Here is an 18,743-nt window from a genome sequence, read left to right as displayed (position 1 = left end):
AAGCAGCGCGGGTTACGGCCGTTCCGGTCGAACCTGAGAATCTTCCATTTGCCTGACCGATTGACACCGCCCCGCATTGCTCCGAATAAGAACATAACAGGAACATATGTAATGGCCGACTCGGTTCATACCCTCACCGCACTCAGGCGGCATATCGCCATGCTGGATCGCAAGCCAGCCAGCGATGGTCATGTGCGTTTCGCAACCGGGCATGAGGCAATGGACCGGACGCTGGATGGCGGGCTGGCGCGCGGGCGGGTGCATGAGTTGTTCGGGACATCGGAGGAAGAGGGCGCGACCAGCGGCTTCGCGCTCCTTCTGGCGCGGCTGGCGAGTGACGACGCGCCGCTTTTGTGGTTGCGCACCCATGCGGCCAGCCGGGCCGGCGGCGTGCCCTATGGACCGGGTCTGGCGGCGATGGGCCTCGATCCGACCCGGCTGCTGATCGGCATAATGGCCGATGATACGATGCTGCTGCGTGCGGCGGTCGAGGCATTGCGCTGTCCGGCGCTGGGCGCGCTGGTGATCGAATTGCGCGGTCGCGCGCCGTTGCTGGACCTGACCGCCAGCCGGCGGATGGCGCTCGCAGCGGAAGCATCGGGGGTCACCGCGCTGCTGCTGCGAATCGGCGGCGATCCGGTGCCGAGCGCCGCCGAGACGCGCTGGCGGGTGGAGGCCGCGCCTTCCCTGCCGCTGCCGGAGGACCCGTCCGGCCGGATACCCGGGATGAGCGCCTTCGCGCTCACCCTGCTGCGCCGCCGAGCGGGGCGCGACGGGCTGGAATGGCGGCTGGTGTGGGACAGCGAAAAGGGGGGATTCGAGGAGATAGCAGGAGACAGGCGGCATGAACGCGATGGTGATGGACGAGCGGCCGGAGGGGCGGATCCGGCGCTATCTGGCGCTCTGGTTTCCCTTCCTCCCGATCGACCGGCTGCGGGCCACGCGGCCTGATACGCAGGCGGCGGACACTGGCCCGGCGGTCGTCGTCGAAACCGAGCGCGGGGCGATGCGGCTGGCGACACTGGACGCAGCGGCGCTGGCGATCGGCCTGACGCCGGGTATGACGCTTGCCGATGCGCGGGCGCGCGAGCCGGGCCTTGCCGTGTTCGAGGCCGACCCCCATGCCGATCAGGACTGGCTGGAACGATTGTGCGACGGCTGCGCGCGCTATTCGCCCGGCGTGGCGATCGATCCGCCCCATGGCCTGATGCTCGATATCAGCGGTTGCGGCCATTTATGGGGTGGGGACGAGGCTCTGGCGGTTGCCGCTGTCGACCGGCTGGAACGTCATGGGATGCGCGTTCGCCATGCCATCGCCGGCACGCCCGAAGCCGCGCATGCGCTGGCCCGTTTTCCATCCGGCCCCGCGCCCGACGAGGATGCTGCGGTCCGTCGCCTGCCGGTCGAGGCGCTGCGGCTGGAGCCGGAAAGCGCTCAGGCGCTGCGCCGCGCCGGCCTGCGCACGTTGGGCGATCTCGCCGCGCGCCCCGCATCCGCCCTGGCCGCCCGTTTCGGCGAAGAGGCGGTGGATGCGCTTCATGCGCTGCTTGGCCTTGGCCATCGACCGCTTAGTCCCCGGCGGCCGCGACCGGCGATCCGGGTCGAGCGCCGCTTCGCCGAACCGATGGGCAGCACCGCCCATGCGCTGAAAATATTGGAGGAGATGGCGGCGCAGGCGGGCGAACGGCTGGCCGAGCGCGCACAGGGCGGTCGTCGGTTCGAAGCTTTGTTCTTCCGCAGCGACGGTCTGGCTTTTCCGCTACGGGTCGAAACCAGCCTGCCGGTGCGCGATGCGCCCGCGATCATGCGGCTTTTCCGGGAAAAGATCGACGGCCTTTCCGATCCGCTCGATCCGGGCTTTGGCTTCGACATGATGCGCCTGACCGTGGCGGCTGCCGATCCGCTGGTGCCGACCCAGCTGGCGCTGGAGGGCGGCGAAGCGCGCAAGCAAGAGAGCGTCGCCGCGCTCGTCGACCGGCTTTCCATCCGTGCCGGCCGCGCCGGCGTGCAGCGGCTCGTGCCGCGCGACAGCCACATCCCCGAGCAGGCGCAACTTGCCTTGCCCGCGATCGAGAGCCGCGCGCCGGCAATCTGGACGTCCCGATCCGAGCCGGGCAACCCGCCGCTGCGCCCGCTTCATCTATTCGATCCGCCCCAGCCGATCGAGGTGGTGGCGCTGGCACCCGACGGCCCGCCGCATCGCTTCCGCTGGCGCCGCACGCTGCACGAAGTCAGCCGCTACGAAGGACCCGAGCGGATCGCGCCCGAATGGTGGCTCGCGAAGGGCGGCGAGATCGCAGGCGACAGCGTGGGCCGCACCCGCGACTATTATCGGGTCGAGGATGCGCGCGGCCGGCGTTACTGGATCTTTCGCCATGGCATTCAGGGCATGGAGGCGGCACATCCCGGCTGGTATATGCACGGCCTGTTCGCATGAGGAAAAAGGGCTATCCCGACCCGAGCAAGCCCAAGTCGATCGACCAGCGCGAACGGGAAGGGCTGGACCGGCTGCGGGGGAAAACCACTGCCGCCGGACCCCACCCCGCGCCGCCCCCGCGCGACGACGCACAGCCCTTTGCCGAACTGGTGGCCGCCACCAATTTCTCCTTCCTGCGTGGTGCATCGCATGGATCGGATATGGTCGCGCGCGCGATCGAACTGGGTCTTGCCGGGCTTGGCATTGCCGATCGCAATTCGGTGGCGGGCGTGGTGCGCGCCCATGTCGCGCGCAAGCGGGCACCGGAAAAGGCGCGCGCCCTTCTGCTGGAGGCGAAAAAGCAGGCGGGCGAACCACTTGAACTGACGGCGGAAGATGAGGCGGGCTGTGAAACCGACCTGCGCCTGATCGTCGGCGCGCGGCTGGTATTCGTGGATGGCACCCCCGATATCGTCGCCTATCCCGCGACCCGGCGCGGCTGGGGCGAACTCACCAAATTGCTGACGGTCGGCAATCTGCGATCGGTCAAGGGTGACTGCATCCTCAAATATGAGGATCTGATCGCCTATCTCGACGACCTGCTTTTGATCGTGCTGCCCGGTTCGACCGCAACGGCGCAGACGGCGCACCGCAAGCCCGTCGATTATAATTATGCCGACCGGCCGTCGGGTGAGGCGATCCGGCAGGGGCATCTGAGCCTCGTCCCGCCGCCGCGACCGGCCGATCTGGAGGCCCTGCTCGTGCGTCTTGCCCGGCTGGCGCCCGGACGCCTGTGGCTGGCGGCTGCGCTGCGGGGCGACGGGCGCGACCGCAGGCGGCTGGCGACGTTCAAGGCGCTGGGCGCACGCGTCAACGTTCCGCTGCTGGCGACCATGGACGCGCTTTACGCCACCCCCGACCAACGGCCGTTGCAGGATGTATTGAGCTGCATTCGCGCAGGCGTGACCATCGCTGACGCCGGACAGCGGCTGGAAGCCAATGCCGAGCGGCATATCCATGCCCCGTCCGACATGGCAAGGCTGTTCCAGGACTGTCCGCAGGCGATAACGGAAACCGTCCGCTTCCTAGGGCGGGTGCATTTCACGCTGGATCAGCTGCGCTACGAATATCCTCACGAACCTGTGCCCGAAGGCTGGACCGCCCAGCAATGGCTGGAAGAACTGACCATCGCTGCGGCTCATGCCCGCTATGGTCCGCGCATCCCGCATGCGGTCAGGCTGAAGCTCGATGAAGAATTCACACTGATCGGGCAGCGCAACTATGCCTATTATTTCCTGACCGTCCACGACATCGTCGCCTTCGCGCGGACGAAGGGCATCTTATGCCAGGGCCGGGGATCGGCCGCCAATTCGATGGTCTGTTTCCTGCTGGGGGTAACGTCGATCGATCCCCAGAAACATGACCTGCTCTTTTCCCGCTTCGTGTCGGAGGAGCGCGACGAACCCCCCGATATCGACGTCGATTTCGAACATGAGCGGCGCGAGGAGGTGATGCAATATATCTATGACCGCTATGGCCGCGAGCGGGCGGGGATTGCCGCCACGGTCATCCACTATCGATCGCGCAGCGCGGTCCGCGAGGTCGCCAAGGTGCTGGGGCTGAGCGAGGATGTGTCGGCGCGGCTCTCAAACACCGTGTGGGGCAGCTATTCGAACGCCATGGAGGCAGCACGGATCACCGATGCGGGCTTCGCGCTCGACAACCCCCAGATCGTCCGGCTGCGCGCGTTGCTCGACCAGTTGCTCCAAGCCCCCTTCCCCCGCCATCTGTCCCAGCATGTCGGTGGCTTCGTGCTGACCCAGAACCGGCTGGACGAAACCGTGCCGATCCATAATGGCGCGATGCCCGACCGCAGCTTCATCGAATGGGACAAGGATGATATCGACGCGCTCGGCCTGATGAAGGTCGATATCCTCGCGCTCGGCATGCTCAGTTGCATCCGCAAGGCCTATGACCTGATGCGCGCGCACGACCTGGGCGATCATGATCTGGACATCGATCTCGATTCCGGCGATCCGGCTGTTTATGACATGCTGTGCAAGGGCGACAGCATCGGCGTGTTCCAGGTGGAAAGCCGGGCGCAGATCAACATGCTGCCCCGCCTGCTGCCACGCTGCCTCTACGACCTGACCGTCCAGGTGGCGATCGTGCGTCCCGGCCCGATCGAGGGCGACATGGTCCATCCCTATCTGCGGCGGCGTGCGGGCCTCGAAAAGCCCGAATGGCCTTCGCCCGATCCGCCGCATAATCCGAACGAACTTAAGGATTTGCTGAAACTCACCTATGGCGTGCCGCTGTTTCAGGAACAGGCGATGAGGCTCGCCATCGTCGCGGCTGAATTCACTCCATCAGAAGCGAACCAGTTGCGCCGGTCGATGGCGACCTTTCGCCATGTGGGCGGCATGGACAAGTTCAAGGAAAAGATGATCGGCGGCATGGTCCGGCGCGGCTATAAAGCCGACTTCGCCGAGCGCTGCTACAGCCAGATCGAAGGGTTCGGCAGCTATGGCTTTCCCGAAAGCCATGCCCTGTCCTTCGCGCGGCTGGTCTATGTGTCGGCTTGGATCAAATGCCACCAGCCGGCCGTCTTCGCCTGCGCGCTGCTCAATGCGCAGCCGATGGGTTTTTATGCGCCCGCCCAACTGGTGCGCGACGCGCGCGACCATGGCGTCACGGTGAACGATGTCGACATCAATATGAGCGACTGGGACAACGGACTGGAACCGCTGTTGCGATCGCGCCATGCGGCCAAGGGGGAAGGCGCGGGCCGGGCGCTGGCGCTGCGCCTTGGCTTCCGACAGGTAGACGGGTTCCGCGAGGATTGGGCGAGGCGGCTGGTAGAGGCGCGGGCTGAAGGAGGGTTGTTCGCCAGCATCGAGGATCTGGCCCGCCGTGCCGGGCTGCCGGGGCGCGCCTTGCGGTTACTGGCCGATGCCGACGCCTGCCGCTCGCTGGGCCAGGACCGGCGCACCGCTTTGTGGGAAGCGCGGCGCACCCCTTCGGACGAACTGCCGCTGTTCGCCGCCGCCCGGGTGCGCGATCATGGCGCGCGCGAACTGGGTGAGGAAGCCGATGCGCTGCTGCCCGCCATGCCGCTCGCCGAGCAGGTGGCAGCCGATTATCAGGTGACGCGGCTGTCGCTCAAGGGCCATCCGATGGAGTTCCTGCGCCCCGTCTTTGCGGCCGAAGGCGTGTTGAGTTGCGCGCAGACGGCGGCGGCAAAAAATGGCGCGCTGGTGCGCACCGCCGGGGTCGTGCTGGTGCGGCAGCGGCCCGGCAAAGGGAACGCCATCTTCATCACCATCGAGGACGAGACCGGCATCGCCAACATCCTGTTATGGGCACGCCTGTTCGAAACCCAGCGCCGCGCCGTGATGGCCAGCCGGCTGATGCTGGTGGAAGGCGAAGTGCAGCGCAGCAAGGAAGGCGTCGTCCACCTTATGGCGAGCCGCGTGCATGACCGGACCGCCGAACTGGGTCGTCTGTCGGAAAGCCACAAACCGCATATCGCCCTGTCGCGCGCCGACGAATTTCTCCACCCCCAGCATCCGCGCACGTCGGGCCATCCGCGCAATGTACGGATATTGCCGAAGTCGCGGGATTTCCATTAGGTCCTAAATGACACTGAACCGCCCCGGGCTTGCGGGAGGCTCCGACTTCTGAGCGATATCAGAGTGCATTGGCCAGAACCCATGAGCCCGCTGTCGAAGGCCAAGGGACATGATGCGCCAAGGCTGATCGACGAACTGGTTCCAGGCGACGCAGCCCTGTTCGACGATGTCAGCGTAGGATTTGAAGATGTGGTTTGATCCAGCAGCAGGACGGCATGCGCGCCTGGCTTCGCGCAGCAGCGAGATTGAGACAGCATGCGTTTCAGTCCGCTTCAACATGTGCGACGCCGCTTCAGGGCCTATCCACATCCGGCCACTCTGCCGCGTCATCGTCTCCGGTATATTCTGATTGGGATCTTGGTTGGATGCTATCGGGCTCTTGCCCGGCCGTTGCGAAACTGCCGCGCGAGACCGTCGCGAAAATTCGGGTGAGCCAGCGGGATCAGGGCCTGCGCCCGCTCGGCAAGCGGGTCGCTGAGATGCTGCCCTTTCTCATGCCCGATCGGCAGGATGAGCGCGATGGTGCGGGATTGGCGCGTGCGCAGCATTCGGGCGGCTGGGTTCACGGTGAAACCGACCTGCTTTGCAAGCGCCTGGACCCGCGTGCGTGTCTTGAGAGCGATCAGTTCGTTGCCGGCCAACGCCCGTGATACGGTTGCCGCAGAAACCCCCGCCAGCTTCGCCATCTCCTGCAAGGTGCGCGCTTGGGGCCTGACTCCGCCCTCCGAGGAAAGCGGTGGCTTGCCCTTGCCAGCCATGGTGGATGGGCGCTTCAGTATCGACATGCCGTCACAAAGCCGATTGCTGCAAACGATGGCAATCTGTTTTTTAGGAACTTACCGCTGCGAAGCTGCGGGAAGGCGTTCACGAAAACGGTCCAGCACCGCATCTTCAACCTGACGACCAAGATCCATGCACTGGTGGACGCGTTCGGCCTTACCCATCGCCCTCCAAACTGACCGAAAGGCAGGCCAATGACGGACGATCAGCCGATGACATGACCCGCTTTTAGTCCGTCCCGCTACCGCCATCACAATGTCGTCGAACGCCTCTTCAACAAACTCAAGCATTCCCAGCCGTCGCCACACGATATGATAAGCGCGACGACAACGTCCCCGCCTCAGTCCATCTCGCCTCAATCAGGATAGGGTTGCGACATAATGAGTCGGTGACCTAGACTAATGCTTGGGTGGATCGGAAACGCCCTGGGCGCGCAGAAAGTACCTCCCCATCAGGCTGTGACCCTCAGAACCCGCATTCATTCTTCAGCCAGGAGATAACGATCCGGGATAGCGCTATCCTTTTGTTCAACATGAACGAGTTGCCCGCCTCGAGGATCATCGCGGAGAAATGCTTTGCCCCCGCCGCATTCATCGCCTGCACGATCGGCTTGTGAATATTCTGCACATAATCCTGGTCCATCGATCCAATCAGCAGGACGTTCTTATCTACAAGCTTTGGCGCCGCCTTGAGGACGTCCATCCGCTCGCGATCGGCCGGCGTCAGTTTGTCGAACCATTTTTTCTGATCGATTCGCCCGGCAGTCGCCACCCTCACCTCTTCAAAATGCTTGTCATAATATGGCGGCAGGACACGCAGCCTTGCGGGTTCCACGGCAATCATCGTGTTGAGGTAGGGACTTTCGGAGGCGGCGATCAGTCCATTCAGGCCGCCACCGCCGCTCTTGCCCAGCACGGCGATATGATCGAGATCGATCTGATATTGCCGGGGGTGATCCCCGCTCCCTGGAACGGCATGACGACCACCATTTTCGCGTAGGAAGGCGATAGCATCGAGCAGGTCGTCCAGCGAGCCCGCGATGGAATAATCCTCATACTCATCCCACATCCCGCGTGGATTGAAGCGCATGACGTTAATGCCGGCGCTAAGAATCGCTGGAATGAGGCTGTCCATGCTATCCCCGCCATTTGCCTGCGGCGAGATAATGACACACCCTTTGGCCTCAGGGCCATTTGCAAGCCACATGAAGGATTGAATAGGTTTTCCCGCTTTGCTCTTGAAACTGTGAGGAAAGTGAATCGGCGGGAATTCAGGATCGAAATAGACAGGATCCGTTGTCGCATAATCCGTACCGATTGCAGGCATATATTGCCCGGCCGCGCTGCCGCGGGTCGCGGCCCGGCCTATGCCCGAGCCGGTAAGCCACGCGGCCATTACCGCAAAACTGCCCGCCATCATCCGGCGTGAGACGACCGGTACGCCGTCGACCGATATCGTCTGCTCTTCGCTCGCGTGCAAATCATGTTTTTTCATTCTGATGCTCCTGATATCGCGATCTGGGCGGCAAGGCTCCAAAGTTCATTTTATCCCAAGGCGGCAAGTCGTTTCTTTTCCACCCGCCGGTGTCGGTTCAGACCGACATATGCCTCTAAAACCCGCATTCGTTTTTCAGCCAGGAAATAACGATGCGCGTCAGCGCTATTCTTTTGTTCAGCATAAAGGAATTGCCGGTTTCAAGGATCATGGCAGAAAAGTGCTTAGCCCTAGCCGCAGTCATGGCTTGCACTATCGGCTTGTGAATATTCTGCACATAATCCTTATCCATCGATCCGATCAGAAGGATATTCTTGTCGACGAGCTTTGGCACTGCCTTGAGAACGTCTTTCCGCTCGCGAACGGCGGGCGTCAATTTGTCGAACCACATTTTCTGATCTATTCGGCCATCCGTCGCTACCCGCACTTCCTCGAAATGTTTGTCATACCCCGGCGGCAGTTCACGCAGCCTCGCGGGTTCCACTGCAATCATCGTGTTGAGGTAAGGACTTTCGGAGGCGGCAATCAGGCCGTTGAGACCACCGCCGCCGCTCTTGCCCAGAACGGCGATCCGGTCGAGATCGATCTGGTACTGCCGGGGTTTGTCTCCGCTCCCCGGAATACTATGCCGCCCGCCATTTTCGCGCAGGAAGGCGATCGCCGAGTGCAGATCCTCAAGCGAACCCAGCCCGGAATAATTTTCATACTCATCCCACATCCCGCGCGGATTGAAGCGCATTACGTTGATGCCGGCACTCAGAAGCGCCGGAATAAGGCTATCCAGGGCATCCCCGCCATTGGCCTGTGGAGAGATGATGACACATCCCTTGGCTTCCGGTCCGTTCGCCAGCCACATAAACGACTGGATCGGCTTGCCCTTGCTTTTGAAGCTGTGGGGGAAATGAACGGGCGGGAATTCGGGATCGAAGTTGACGGGATCGGTCGTCGCATAGTCTGTGCCGATTTCAGGCATATACGCCTTGGCCACATTGCCGCCGGTGGCAGCCTGGCCGGCTCTGGAGCCGGCGAGCCACGCAGCCATTGCCGCGAAATTGCCGGCTATCATCCGGCGCGAAATGGCCGGCCCCGCCTTTGCAGAAACCGGTTCATCCCTGCCTGCTAGCAAATCCTGCTTCATTCCTGTGCTCCTGATATTCTCATCGTAGGGAGTGGGACATGCAAATCAGGAGTTTACTGAGCGCCGAACCGGCGAGTGATCTGGATCGACAATTGCCGGCCGCGACCAACTCCGCCGGCGCGATCGGCGTTGAAGGTTGGGCCTGCCGTGCCCGAAGGGCCACCCGTGGTGAACAGCCCGAAGGTGCCCGTGTAGGGATGCTCGTTCGTCAGATTGCGGCCAAGGAGCGCCAGTTCCCAAAGATTATCCTTGCTGGTCAGGCGCAGGTTCGCGTCGAGCGTCCAATAGCCCTTATATTTGCTGGTCGGATTATCATTCGTATCGGTGAAATAGCTGCTCATGTAGCTCGCGTCGGACGAAAGGCCGAGACGCCAGCCGCTGCTGACATCGAATTCATAATTGACGCCACCATTGCCGGACCAGTCAGGCGCGTTCGCGAACGGCATCCCGGCAAGATCCTGCAATGTGAATGCCCCCGTGGCTGGGCGAAGGGCCAGATTGCACCCTGCGGCAATCGTCTGGCCGGGATAGCAATTGGTCGTGTATTTATTATAGCGCGCATTATTGTAGCCGACCGCGCCGCGTAAGGTCAGCCCTTCGACCCCCGTCTGCCAGTTGAAGTCCGCCTCAATCCCCTTGACGGTGCCCTTGCCGGCATTGGCGGTGGTGGTCACAAATGATCCGTTAGATACGTTGATTTGCAACCCGGTCGAGACATAGCGATACGCGCCCAGGTTCACACGCAGCCTGTTGCCGAACAACGCGGCCTTTACGCCGCCTTCAAAACCCTTCGTAATCTGCTGGTCATAGGCGCCGCCGCCAAAGCCGCCGCTCAGGAAGCCGGTCTTGTAACTGCCGAACATCGTGAACTGGCGGGAAGGCCGCCACGTGGCGGTCAGTTCCGGCGAGAAGTTCTTCCAGCTGGGCGACAAATTGGTGGCCGGGGTGCCAAGCAGCAAATTTTTGAGCCTGATATGCTTGCTTTCCCATGACTGCCGGCCGCCTGCCGACAATTCGATGGTTTCGATGGGATTGATGCGCACCTGAGCGAAAACGGATTTGTGCGATCCATCAATGTCCGTGATGGCTCGGCTGATCACGGACGGGCTGTTTGCGTTAACAATCTCACGTACCGGATAATAAAACTCACTATCCTGAAAATACGCGCCCGTAAGAAAGTTAATGGGGCCATCGAAGTTGCTCGCCAGTCGAATCTCTTGGCTGAGTTCCCTGATGTCCGGGTGATAGTCGGTGACATACGCTCTCGCAGGCGCTGTCGTCATAAATGCGTTGCTCACAAAATCGAGCTTCGCGATATACAGGCTGGACAGAGAGGTGACTGTGAATTTCTCAGTCGGACGGTAGTTAAGCTCCAAGGACGACAATATCTGCTTCTGCTTGAGGATCGGCTTGGTCAAGCCAAACGCCGCGAAATTCGATCCGAAATCAGTGAACGAGATTTTATTGTCCGCCTTGCAATTCTCGCCCGCAAACGCCAGTGGGATCTGGGGGGTATTGAATGCACAGTAAACATATTGCCTGTTCTCGTTAGGACTTTCCCCATCGAGCACGCCATAGTTGAACTTGAAACGCGCGTCGAACGAGTCAGAGGGTTCGAACTTGAGCGTCAGTCGTCCGTTGAATTCCTTGTCATGCGGTAACCGCCCCCTGGGATTGGCGAACGGCAAGGTCGAGGGCAATATATTCTTTGCCCAGCCCCCCATATGCGACGCCAAGACGGCCACACGCACGCCCAGCGTGTCGGTCAGTGGTCCCGACACGAAACCATCGAACTGGGCCTGCCGACCGACGAACTCGTACAGCGCCGATGCCTTTGCGCTGAACGCCTTGGTGGGATCCGCCGTACGGATGGAGATCACGCCGCCGGGGCTGTTCTTGCCGAAGAACAGGCCTTGCGGCCCCTTGAGCACTTCGATCTGCTCCATGTCCATCTGGCCGATGCGCCGGACGCTGGACCTGGCGACCTGCGCGCCGTCGATGTTGAAGGACACGCCCTGATCGGCGGTGGTCGTATTGGCATTTCCGCCGACACCCCGAAGGAAAATGCCGCCGCCCTGAATAGCCACGCCTTCGCCGATCTGCAGCTGCGGGATCACGCTGTTCAAGTCATCCATTCGCGTCAGGTTGCGGCGCTGGATTTCCTTTTGACCGATCCCGGTCAATATCACAGGGGCGGAGATGGATGTTTCGCTACGACGGCGCGCCGTGACAATGATATCGCCTCCCGGTGACGGGTCGGCGCTCATACCGCCCATCGTCGCCGGCTCAGCGCCTTGGCCGGGCGCGGATTGCACCGCTCGTCTGATCGTGATGATGTCCGTGGCATTTCTGGGCTGCCTTGCGACAAGACCGGTGCCCGCCAGAAGGCGCTCGAGCGCGGCATCCACCTCCAGTCGGCCAATCACCGCATTGGCCCGCCTGCCGCGCAAAAGGCTTTTGCTAGCCAGTATCTGCTTGCCGGATTGTTTCGCGAATATGGTTATGGCGGATTCGACGGGCTGGGCCGAGATCGTAAAATTGCGGACTTCAGCGAGAGCAGGTTGTGCGGAGACGGCGGCAAGAATTGCTGTCGAGAAGATCATATATTTTCCCCCTGGCGGCGGCGCTCGATCGCGCCCTTCCCTCTTGCCTTGATGCACGGCCGAACCTTTTCCGACGGGGTGGCGATTATTTTTTCACAATTCTGTAACGGAGCGAGCTTTTACATCAGACATCGTAATGCCGCCTACTGACGGCGCCAAATTCGTCGCTATCGCGACACTAATATCTCGTCTCCTTTTTCCACCACATGCGATCCCGTCATCTCTGCCACCGCAGCCGCGAACTTCATTGGATCGCTGGTGCGGAAATACCCTATCAGGGGTTCGCGGCCGATCGACGGATCGCCAATCACGATATGCTGGCGATTGTAGCGGTTAAGCTCGGCGACGGCATAATCCACGGTCTGTCCGTCCAGCACGATTTCGCCTCCGCGCCATGCCAAGGCCCGCTCTATATCCTGCGGGCTGCTCTCGACGGCAATGGCGGCCTGATCGGTTCCCGGCGCGACATAAGATCGCCCGCCCGCCCGCAGAAGGCGACGGCTGCCCGCGCGTCCCTCGATCCAGGTTTCGACCACCCCTTCCGTAACCAGGACATCAGCGCCCTCTGGTCGCAGCCGCACGGCAAAGGCGGTGCCCACGGCGCGCACCCGCACCGCGCCGGCAGCGACTATGAATGGACGGGACTTGTCATGCGCCACCTGAAACCAGGCTTCGCCTTCCTCCAGATTGATAGCGCGCTGCTTGGGCTGCAAGGTGATCGCCAATCGGCTGGCGGTATTGATGACCGCGACCGATCCGTCCGCGAGGGGCACCCGGCGAACCTCGCCAATGCCGGTCATGATTTCTTCACGGCCAAGACGCGGCAGGACGAAAATAGCGCCCAGGCCCGCCGCGATCGCAGCCGCACCGCCCGAAAACCGAAGGAACCGGCGCCGGCCTGGCGCCGCCGGCGGCTCTTCTTCTCCCGTTTCCTGCGGGACAGGTGCACTGCCGGCTGCAAGAGCGCGGCCGCGATCAAGATAAACGAGTATCGCCTGCGCGCGCAACAACGCGCCCTGATGAAGGGGATCTTGCGCCAGCCAATGGTCCAACGCCGCCTCTTCAGCTTCGGAAAGCGAGCCAAGGTCGAGCTTTGTGGCCCAGCGCGCTGCGTGGTCGTCAATCCTCACGGCATTTGGCCGGATGTTCGTCATACCGCATTCCTTGATGATGTTCCGCGCCCCCCTCTTCTTGCGCAATCGCCTTCATAATCAGCTTCAATCCCCGCGCTGCCTGCGCTTCCACTATATGTTCGGTCACGCCCAGGCGCTTGGCGATCTGGCGCTGGGGCATGCCCTCCATGCGGCGCAGGTAGAAAATCTCGCGGCACCGATCAGGCAAAGAAGCGACAAGCCGCTGGATGCGAGCCAATTCCTGCCGCGCGCTCGCGTGCCGCTCGGGTCCGGGATCGGCGTCTTGCAACGTCATGGCGTCGATCTCGATCAGGCTTTCGATGCGGACGATCCTGTCGCGGCGAACCCGCCGCAGCATCACCGATCGGGCGGTCGTGAACAAATAGGCGCGTCCGTTGCGGATATGCCCAACGTCCGACAGTTGAGCGATGCAGAGATAGGAGTCATGAATGATATCATCAATGTCCTGCGCCGGCAGCGCCCTTCGCCTGAGCCAGGCGCGCAGTTCGCGTTCGTAAGGAATGATATTGCTACCGACCCAGTCGATGATCTCCCTGCGACACTTCACCAGCCCCCACCTTCCCGGCAATCTGACTTGCCTCCATAGCATAGATGCACGGGCGCCGAAATTCCGACGACTGTTGTGGATATAGAAGCGGGATAGATCCCTCGCACTTTTTCAGGGTCCGCGACCAGATAATTGGAAAGAATTGTGCTGACGGTCGCTGCGGAGGACTGAAATCTCCTGTCTTTTTGTTTCCCGATGGCGCTGGAGCGAATGAGCCCATGCTGCCGCGACCGGACATGCGTCCCAGAAAATATTTTGATGGCCGCCAGCAGATGAGCCGTCCTGCGTGCCTTGAGTTGCCGTCGACTTGGGTAAATTGTTTGGACGCCTATTGGCCGCAAAAAGGCCCCATCACCGGCCTAATCCGCCCGCATGGCTACCGCCACCAGCGCCTCCGCCTCGATCAGCAGCGCGTCCTCCGCCGCATCCTGGGCCACCTGCTCCCGGCCGATCAGGATCAGCACCGGCACCGCCAGCGGGCTGACCCGTTCCAGCGTGACGTGCAGCATCGTCGCCGACGCCCGGTCGATCAGATCGCCGAGCCGGCCGACATCGGTCATGCGGGCGCGCGCATCGGCCCAGGCGGCTTTCAGCAACAGATGATCGGGCTGATATTTGCGCAGCACGTCATAGATGAGGTCGGTCGAAAAGGTGACCTGCCGCCCGGTCTTGCGCTTGCCGGGGTGCTGCCGCTCGATCAGGCCGCTGATGACCGCGACGTCGCGAAAGGCGCGTTTGAGCAGGCTCGATTGCTCGACCCATTCGACAAATTCATGGTCGAGGATATCGGCGGAAAACAGGCTTTGCGGGTCGGTGATCGGCTTGAGGCCATAGACTGCGAGCGCATAGTCGTTGGACACAAAGCCCATGGGCATCAGCCCTTGCGCCTCCATCCGCCGGGTCAGCAACATGCCAAGCGACTGGTGCGCATTCCACCCTTCGAAACTGTAGCAGACGAGATAGTGCCGTCCCTCATGCGGGAACGTTTCGATCAGGAGTTGTCCGGGTTCGGGCAGCGCCGAACGCAGCTTCTGCATCTCCAGCCATTCGCGCACATCTTGCGGGAAACGGGGCCATTCATCCGGTTCGGCGAGGAAATGCCGGACGCGGTCGGCAAGCCGCGTCGACATGGCCATGCGGGTGCCGCCCCAGCTTGGCATGCGCGCCTGCTTCGCCGTCCCACGCACGAACAGGTCGGCCGCATCCATCCGCACCACTTCCAGCGCCAGGCCGGAAAAAAAGAAACAGTCGCCCGGCGCGAGTTGGGCCGCGAAACCCTCCTCCACCGTGCCCAGCTTGCGGCCATTGGCGAAACGCACCGCCAGCACCGGCTGGTCGACGATGATGCCCGCGTTCATGCGGTGCTGCTGGATGAAGCGCGGATGGCTGACCCGCCAGGTCCCGTCGGGATCGCGCGCCAGCCGCTTGAACCGGTCATAGGCGCGCAGCGCATAGCCGCCGCCCTCGATGAACCCCAGCACATTGGCGAACGCCTCGTCGGTCAGTGCGCTGTAGGGCGTGGCCGAGCGGATTTCGGCGAGCATTTCCGCCTCGGCGAAGGGCGCAGCGCAGGCGAGCGCCATGACATGCTGCGCCAGCACGTCGAGGCTGCCGGCGCGAAAATCATCGGTGTCGCGCTCGCCCGCCTCCACCGCGTCGAGCGCCGCGCGCGCTTCGAGATATTCGAACCGGTTGCCCGGAATGATGATCGCCTCGCTCGGACAGTCGAGCCGATGATTGGCCCGCCCGATCCGCTGAAGCAAGCGAGAGGACCCTTTGGGCGCGCCCATCTGGATCACGCAATCGACATTGCCCCAGTCGACGCCAAGGTCCAGTGACGCGGTGGCGACCAGTGCGCGCAGCCGCCCCGCCGCCATGGCATTCTCCACCTTGCGCCGCGCCTCGACCGACAGGCTGCCATGATGAATCGCGATCGGCAGGTTGGCTTCATTGACGGACCAGAGCTCCTGGAAGATGAGCTCGGCAAGTCCGCGCGTGTTGCAGAACACCAGGGTCGTTTCGCGCCGTTCAATTTCTTCCATCACCTGTTTCGCGGCATATTTGCCCGAATGGCCAGACCAGGGGATGCGCCCGTGGGGGATCAGGATCGCGACATTGGGTTCGGCCCCGGCCTCCCCCAGCACCGGCGTCACGGTGTCGATATCGCCATCGGGCGCGAGCCAGGCGCGATAGGCGTCGATATCGGCGACCGTCGCCGACAGCGCCACCCGCCGAAGCGCGGGATTGATCGTCTGCAACCGGGCCATCGACAGGCTGAGCAGGTCGCCGCGTTTCTGCGTGGCGAAGGCGTGGACTTCGTCGACGATGATGGTGCGCAGCTTTTCGAACAGCAGGAAACTGTCGGGATAGCTGAGCAGCAGCGACAGGGATTCGGGCGTAGTCAGCAAGATTTGCGGTGGCCGTGCGCGCTGCCGCGCCTTGCGATCGGACGGCGTGTCGCCCGTCCGCGTCTCGACCCGGATGGGCAGACCCATTTCCTCGATCGGCGTCAGCAAATTGCGCTGCACGTCGACCGCCAGCGCCTTCAGGGGCGAGACATAGAGCGTGTGCAGTCCCTCGGTCGGGGCCTCGATAAGATCGGTCAGCGTCGGCAGGAACCCGGCCAGCGTCTTGCCCGCCCCGGTGGGCGCGACCAGCAGCGCATGCTCGCCCCGCCGCGCCGCCGCCGCCATGTCCATCTGGTGCCGGCGCGGTCGCCAGCCTCGCGCCTTGAACCACTGTTCGAGACTTGAAGGGAGGGCGTCAGGCATTCGCACCATGTAGGCGTTGCCGTGCTCCTGCGAAAGCAGGAGTCCAGGATGCGGGGTCACCTCGTTCGACCCTGGACTCCTGCTTTCGCAGGAGCACGACTTTGTATCGCGATCGGCAAAGCCTATATGGGTCCCATCAAGAGCGGCGCGCCAGAACAGGAGCATTCCCGATGACCGGCGAAACCGAAGCAGATCTGACCGGCGTGGAACCGACCCATAACCGCCGCCGTCCCAAACCGCCGATCATGGAAATCGACGGCCGCAGGCTTAAACCAGCGACGCTGATGATGGGGCATGGCTATGATCCGTCCCTGTCCGAAGGGTCGCTGAAACCGCCAATCTTCCTGACCTCCACTTTCGCCTTTGAAAGCGCGGCGGCGGGCAAGCGGCATTTCGAGGGGGTGACTGGCCTGCGTCCCGGCGGCGCGGAGGGCCTCGTCTATTCGCGTTTCAACGGCCCCAATCAGGAAATCGCCGAAGACCGGCTGTCGGTGTGGGAAGAGGCGGAGGACGCCCTGCTTTTTTCGAGCGGCATGTCGGCGATCGCCACCACCCTGCTCGCGCTCGTCCAGCCGGGCGATGTCATCGTTCATAGCGCGCCGCTCTATGCCGCGACCGAATCGCTGATCGGCCGTATCCTTCGGCGTTTCGGCGTGCAGTGGCTCGATTTCCCCGCCGGCGCGACCGAAGACGAGATCGGCGCGGTGATCGAAAAAGCCAGGACCATGGGCCGCGTCGCCCTGCTCTATCTCGAAAGCCCGGCCAATCCGACCAATGTGCTGGTTGATCTGGAAGCCGTCGCCGCGCGCCGCGACGCGCTGTTCGCGGGTGACGCCCATGTACCGCCGATCGCGATCGACAACACGTTTTTGGGGCCGCTGTGGCTCAAGCCGCTCTCTCATCGCGCCGATCTCGTCATCTACAGCCTCACCAAATATGCCGGCGGGCATAGCGATCTGGTGGCGGGCGGCGTGCTCGGCTCGAACGCACTCATCAGTGCCATCCGCCTGATGCGCAACACCATCGGCACCATCCTCGACCCGCACAGCGCATGGATGCTGTTGCGATCCCTCGAAACGCTCGAACTACGCATGAGCCGGGCGGGCGAAAATGCGGCAAAGGTCTGCACCTGGCTGCGTGACCAGCCGCAAGTCGAACGGATCGTCTATCTGGGCTTCCCGCAAAGCGAGCGCCAGCGCGACATATTCGACCGCCACTGCACGGGCGCCGGGTCGACCTTCTCGCTCTATCTGAAAGGCGGCGAAACGGAAGCCTTCGCCTTTCTTGACGCGCTCAAGATCGCCAAACTCGCCGTCAGCCTCGGCGGCACGGAAACGCTGGCCAGCCACCCGGCCGCGATGACCCATTTGTCCGTCCCGCCCGAACGCCGCAAGGCGCTCGACATCGGCGACAATATGGTGCGCATCTCTATCGGCTGCGAGGATGCCGACGATCTGATCGCCGACTTTGCGCAGGCGCTCCGGGCGATACCCTAATCCCAGTCGACCCGCGTCCAGCCCCGCGCCGCCGCCAGCTTCGCCAGCGGTTTGTGCGGGTTCGCGGCGATGGCGATATCGGCGAACTCCAGCATCGGCGCGTCCGACACATGGTCGGAATAGGCGCGGATATACGCCTGCGTCCGGTCGATCGCTTCCGCCGCCATCCACGCCTTGATCATCCGCAGCTTGCCGATGTCATAGCAGTTTTCGCCGGCGATCTTGGCGCGGACATAGCGCAGATCCTGATTGAGATGATCGGTCGCGATCACCGCGTCGAAACCGAGCCGCTGCGCGATCGGCGTCACATAAAGGCGGTAGGATGCGGTCGCCAGCACCAGCCGGCACCCGTCCGCCTTGTCGCGCGCGATCTGTGCCAGCGCCCCGGCGCGGACATTTTCGTCCACCACCTTGTCGGCATAGCTTTCGACATGCGGCATCAGCTTTCCCCGATCGACCTGTCCGCCGATCATCAGCAACTGGTTGATTTCCTTCAATTGATGCCGTTTGATCAGCCGCAGCACATAGGCGAGCATGACGACAGGCACCAACGGCAACAGGATCAGCCGCCAGGGCGCCAGCCGCGCAGCGACATGCACCAGGAAGCCGGTATAGGTGCCCGTGAACGTCACCGTCCGGTCCATGTCGTAAATCGCCAGCCTGTGCGTCATGCCGTATCCGAAACTTTTCCGGTTTACCTTCGTTCTGTCTC

The 18,743-nt window shown here is 62.7% G+C and carries 13 protein-coding genes and 1 pseudogene; 5 read left to right on the top strand and 9 right to left on the bottom strand.

Annotated elements, in window-relative coordinates; translation table 11 throughout:
- Positions 1-111 precede the first annotated feature (111 nt).
- The 3 genes from WG907_RS00420 to WG907_RS00410 are packed head-to-tail and all read left to right on the top strand — an operon-like array spanning position 112 to position 6,048.
- Positions 112-951, top strand: a complete 840-nt coding sequence (locus tag WG907_RS00420) for an ImuA family protein (RefSeq protein WP_340230558.1) — start codon at positions 112-114, stop codon at positions 949-951.
- Positions 845-2,437: a Y-family DNA polymerase gene (locus tag WG907_RS00415; protein ID WP_340230556.1), complete on the top strand. Its 1,593-nt coding sequence runs from the start codon at positions 845-847 to the stop codon at positions 2,435-2,437. The genes WG907_RS00420 and WG907_RS00415 overlap by 107 nt, the downstream gene beginning before the upstream one ends.
- Positions 2,434-6,048 (top strand): error-prone DNA polymerase, encoded by a 3,615-nt coding sequence (locus WG907_RS00410; RefSeq protein ID WP_340230555.1) that lies wholly within the window; start codon positions 2,434-2,436, stop codon positions 6,046-6,048. The genes WG907_RS00415 and WG907_RS00410 overlap by 4 nt, the downstream gene beginning before the upstream one ends.
- A gap of 75 nt (positions 6,049-6,123) precedes the next feature.
- Here the strand turns inward: WG907_RS00410 and WG907_RS00405 are convergent.
- The 5 genes and pseudogenes from WG907_RS00405 to WG907_RS00385 all read right to left on the bottom strand — a co-directional run.
- Positions 6,124-6,246, bottom strand: a pseudogene (locus WG907_RS00405) (IS630 family transposase); the annotation flags it as partial.
- Positions 6,247-6,416: 170 nt separating this feature from the next.
- Positions 6,417-6,833: a LacI family DNA-binding transcriptional regulator gene (locus tag WG907_RS00400; RefSeq protein ID WP_340230554.1), complete on the bottom strand. Its 417-nt coding sequence runs from the start codon at positions 6,831-6,833 to the stop codon at positions 6,417-6,419.
- 460 nt (positions 6,834-7,293) lie between these two features.
- Positions 7,294-8,322 (bottom strand): alpha/beta hydrolase family protein, encoded by a 1,029-nt coding sequence (locus tag WG907_RS00395; protein ID WP_340230553.1) that lies wholly within the window; start codon positions 8,320-8,322, stop codon positions 7,294-7,296.
- A 115-nt stretch (positions 8,323-8,437) separates the two neighbouring features.
- Complete coding sequence (locus WG907_RS00390; RefSeq protein WP_340230552.1) at positions 8,438-9,364, bottom strand: alpha/beta hydrolase; 927 nt, start codon at positions 9,362-9,364, stop codon at positions 8,438-8,440.
- 149 nt (positions 9,365-9,513) lie between these two features.
- Complete coding sequence (locus tag WG907_RS00385; protein WP_445326766.1) at positions 9,514-11,874, bottom strand: TonB-dependent receptor; 2,361 nt, start codon at positions 11,872-11,874, stop codon at positions 9,514-9,516.
- On the opposite strand from WG907_RS00385, the gene WG907_RS00380 reads away from it, so the two are divergent.
- Positions 11,755-12,213, top strand: coding sequence for a hypothetical protein (locus WG907_RS00380; protein ID WP_340230550.1), 459 nt, complete (start codon positions 11,755-11,757; stop codon positions 12,211-12,213). The genes WG907_RS00385 and WG907_RS00380 overlap by 120 nt on opposite strands.
- A gap of 17 nt (positions 12,214-12,230) precedes the next feature.
- Here the strand turns inward: WG907_RS00380 and WG907_RS00375 are convergent, their stop codons facing one another.
- From WG907_RS00375 to WG907_RS00365, 3 genes are all read right to left on the bottom strand, one after another.
- Entirely contained in the window at positions 12,231-13,217 is a 987-nt protein-coding gene (locus WG907_RS00375) for a FecR family protein (RefSeq protein WP_340230549.1), read from the bottom strand.
- Positions 13,183-13,764 carry an RNA polymerase sigma factor gene (locus WG907_RS00370; protein ID WP_340230548.1) on the bottom strand — a complete coding sequence of 194 codons (582 nt, stop codon included), beginning with the start codon at positions 13,762-13,764 and terminating at the stop codon, positions 13,183-13,185. The genes WG907_RS00375 and WG907_RS00370 overlap by 35 nt, the downstream gene beginning before the upstream one ends.
- A gap of 359 nt (positions 13,765-14,123) precedes the next feature.
- Positions 14,124-16,535, bottom strand: a complete 2,412-nt coding sequence (locus WG907_RS00365; protein WP_340230547.1) for a ligase-associated DNA damage response DEXH box helicase — start codon at positions 16,533-16,535, stop codon at positions 14,124-14,126.
- Positions 16,536-16,705: 170 nt separating this feature from the next.
- Between WG907_RS00365 and WG907_RS00360 the strand changes: the two genes are divergently transcribed.
- Positions 16,706-18,031 carry a cystathionine gamma-synthase family protein gene (locus WG907_RS00360; RefSeq protein WP_340230545.1) on the top strand — a complete coding sequence of 442 codons (1,326 nt, stop codon included), beginning with the start codon at positions 16,706-16,708 and terminating at the stop codon, positions 18,029-18,031.
- Here WG907_RS00360 and WG907_RS00355 read toward each other — a convergent pair.
- Positions 18,028-18,702 carry an HAD family hydrolase gene (locus WG907_RS00355; protein ID WP_340230544.1) on the bottom strand — a complete coding sequence of 225 codons (675 nt, stop codon included), beginning with the start codon at positions 18,700-18,702 and terminating at the stop codon, positions 18,028-18,030. The genes WG907_RS00360 and WG907_RS00355 overlap by 4 nt on opposite strands.
- Positions 18,703-18,743: the final 41 nt, after the last annotated feature.

Origin of the sequence: Sphingobium fluminis, from assembly GCF_037723805.1 — a bacterium.
GTDB lineage: Bacteria > Pseudomonadota > Alphaproteobacteria > Sphingomonadales > Sphingomonadaceae > Sphingobium.
This window is presented reverse-complemented; position numbering and strand designations above follow the sequence as displayed.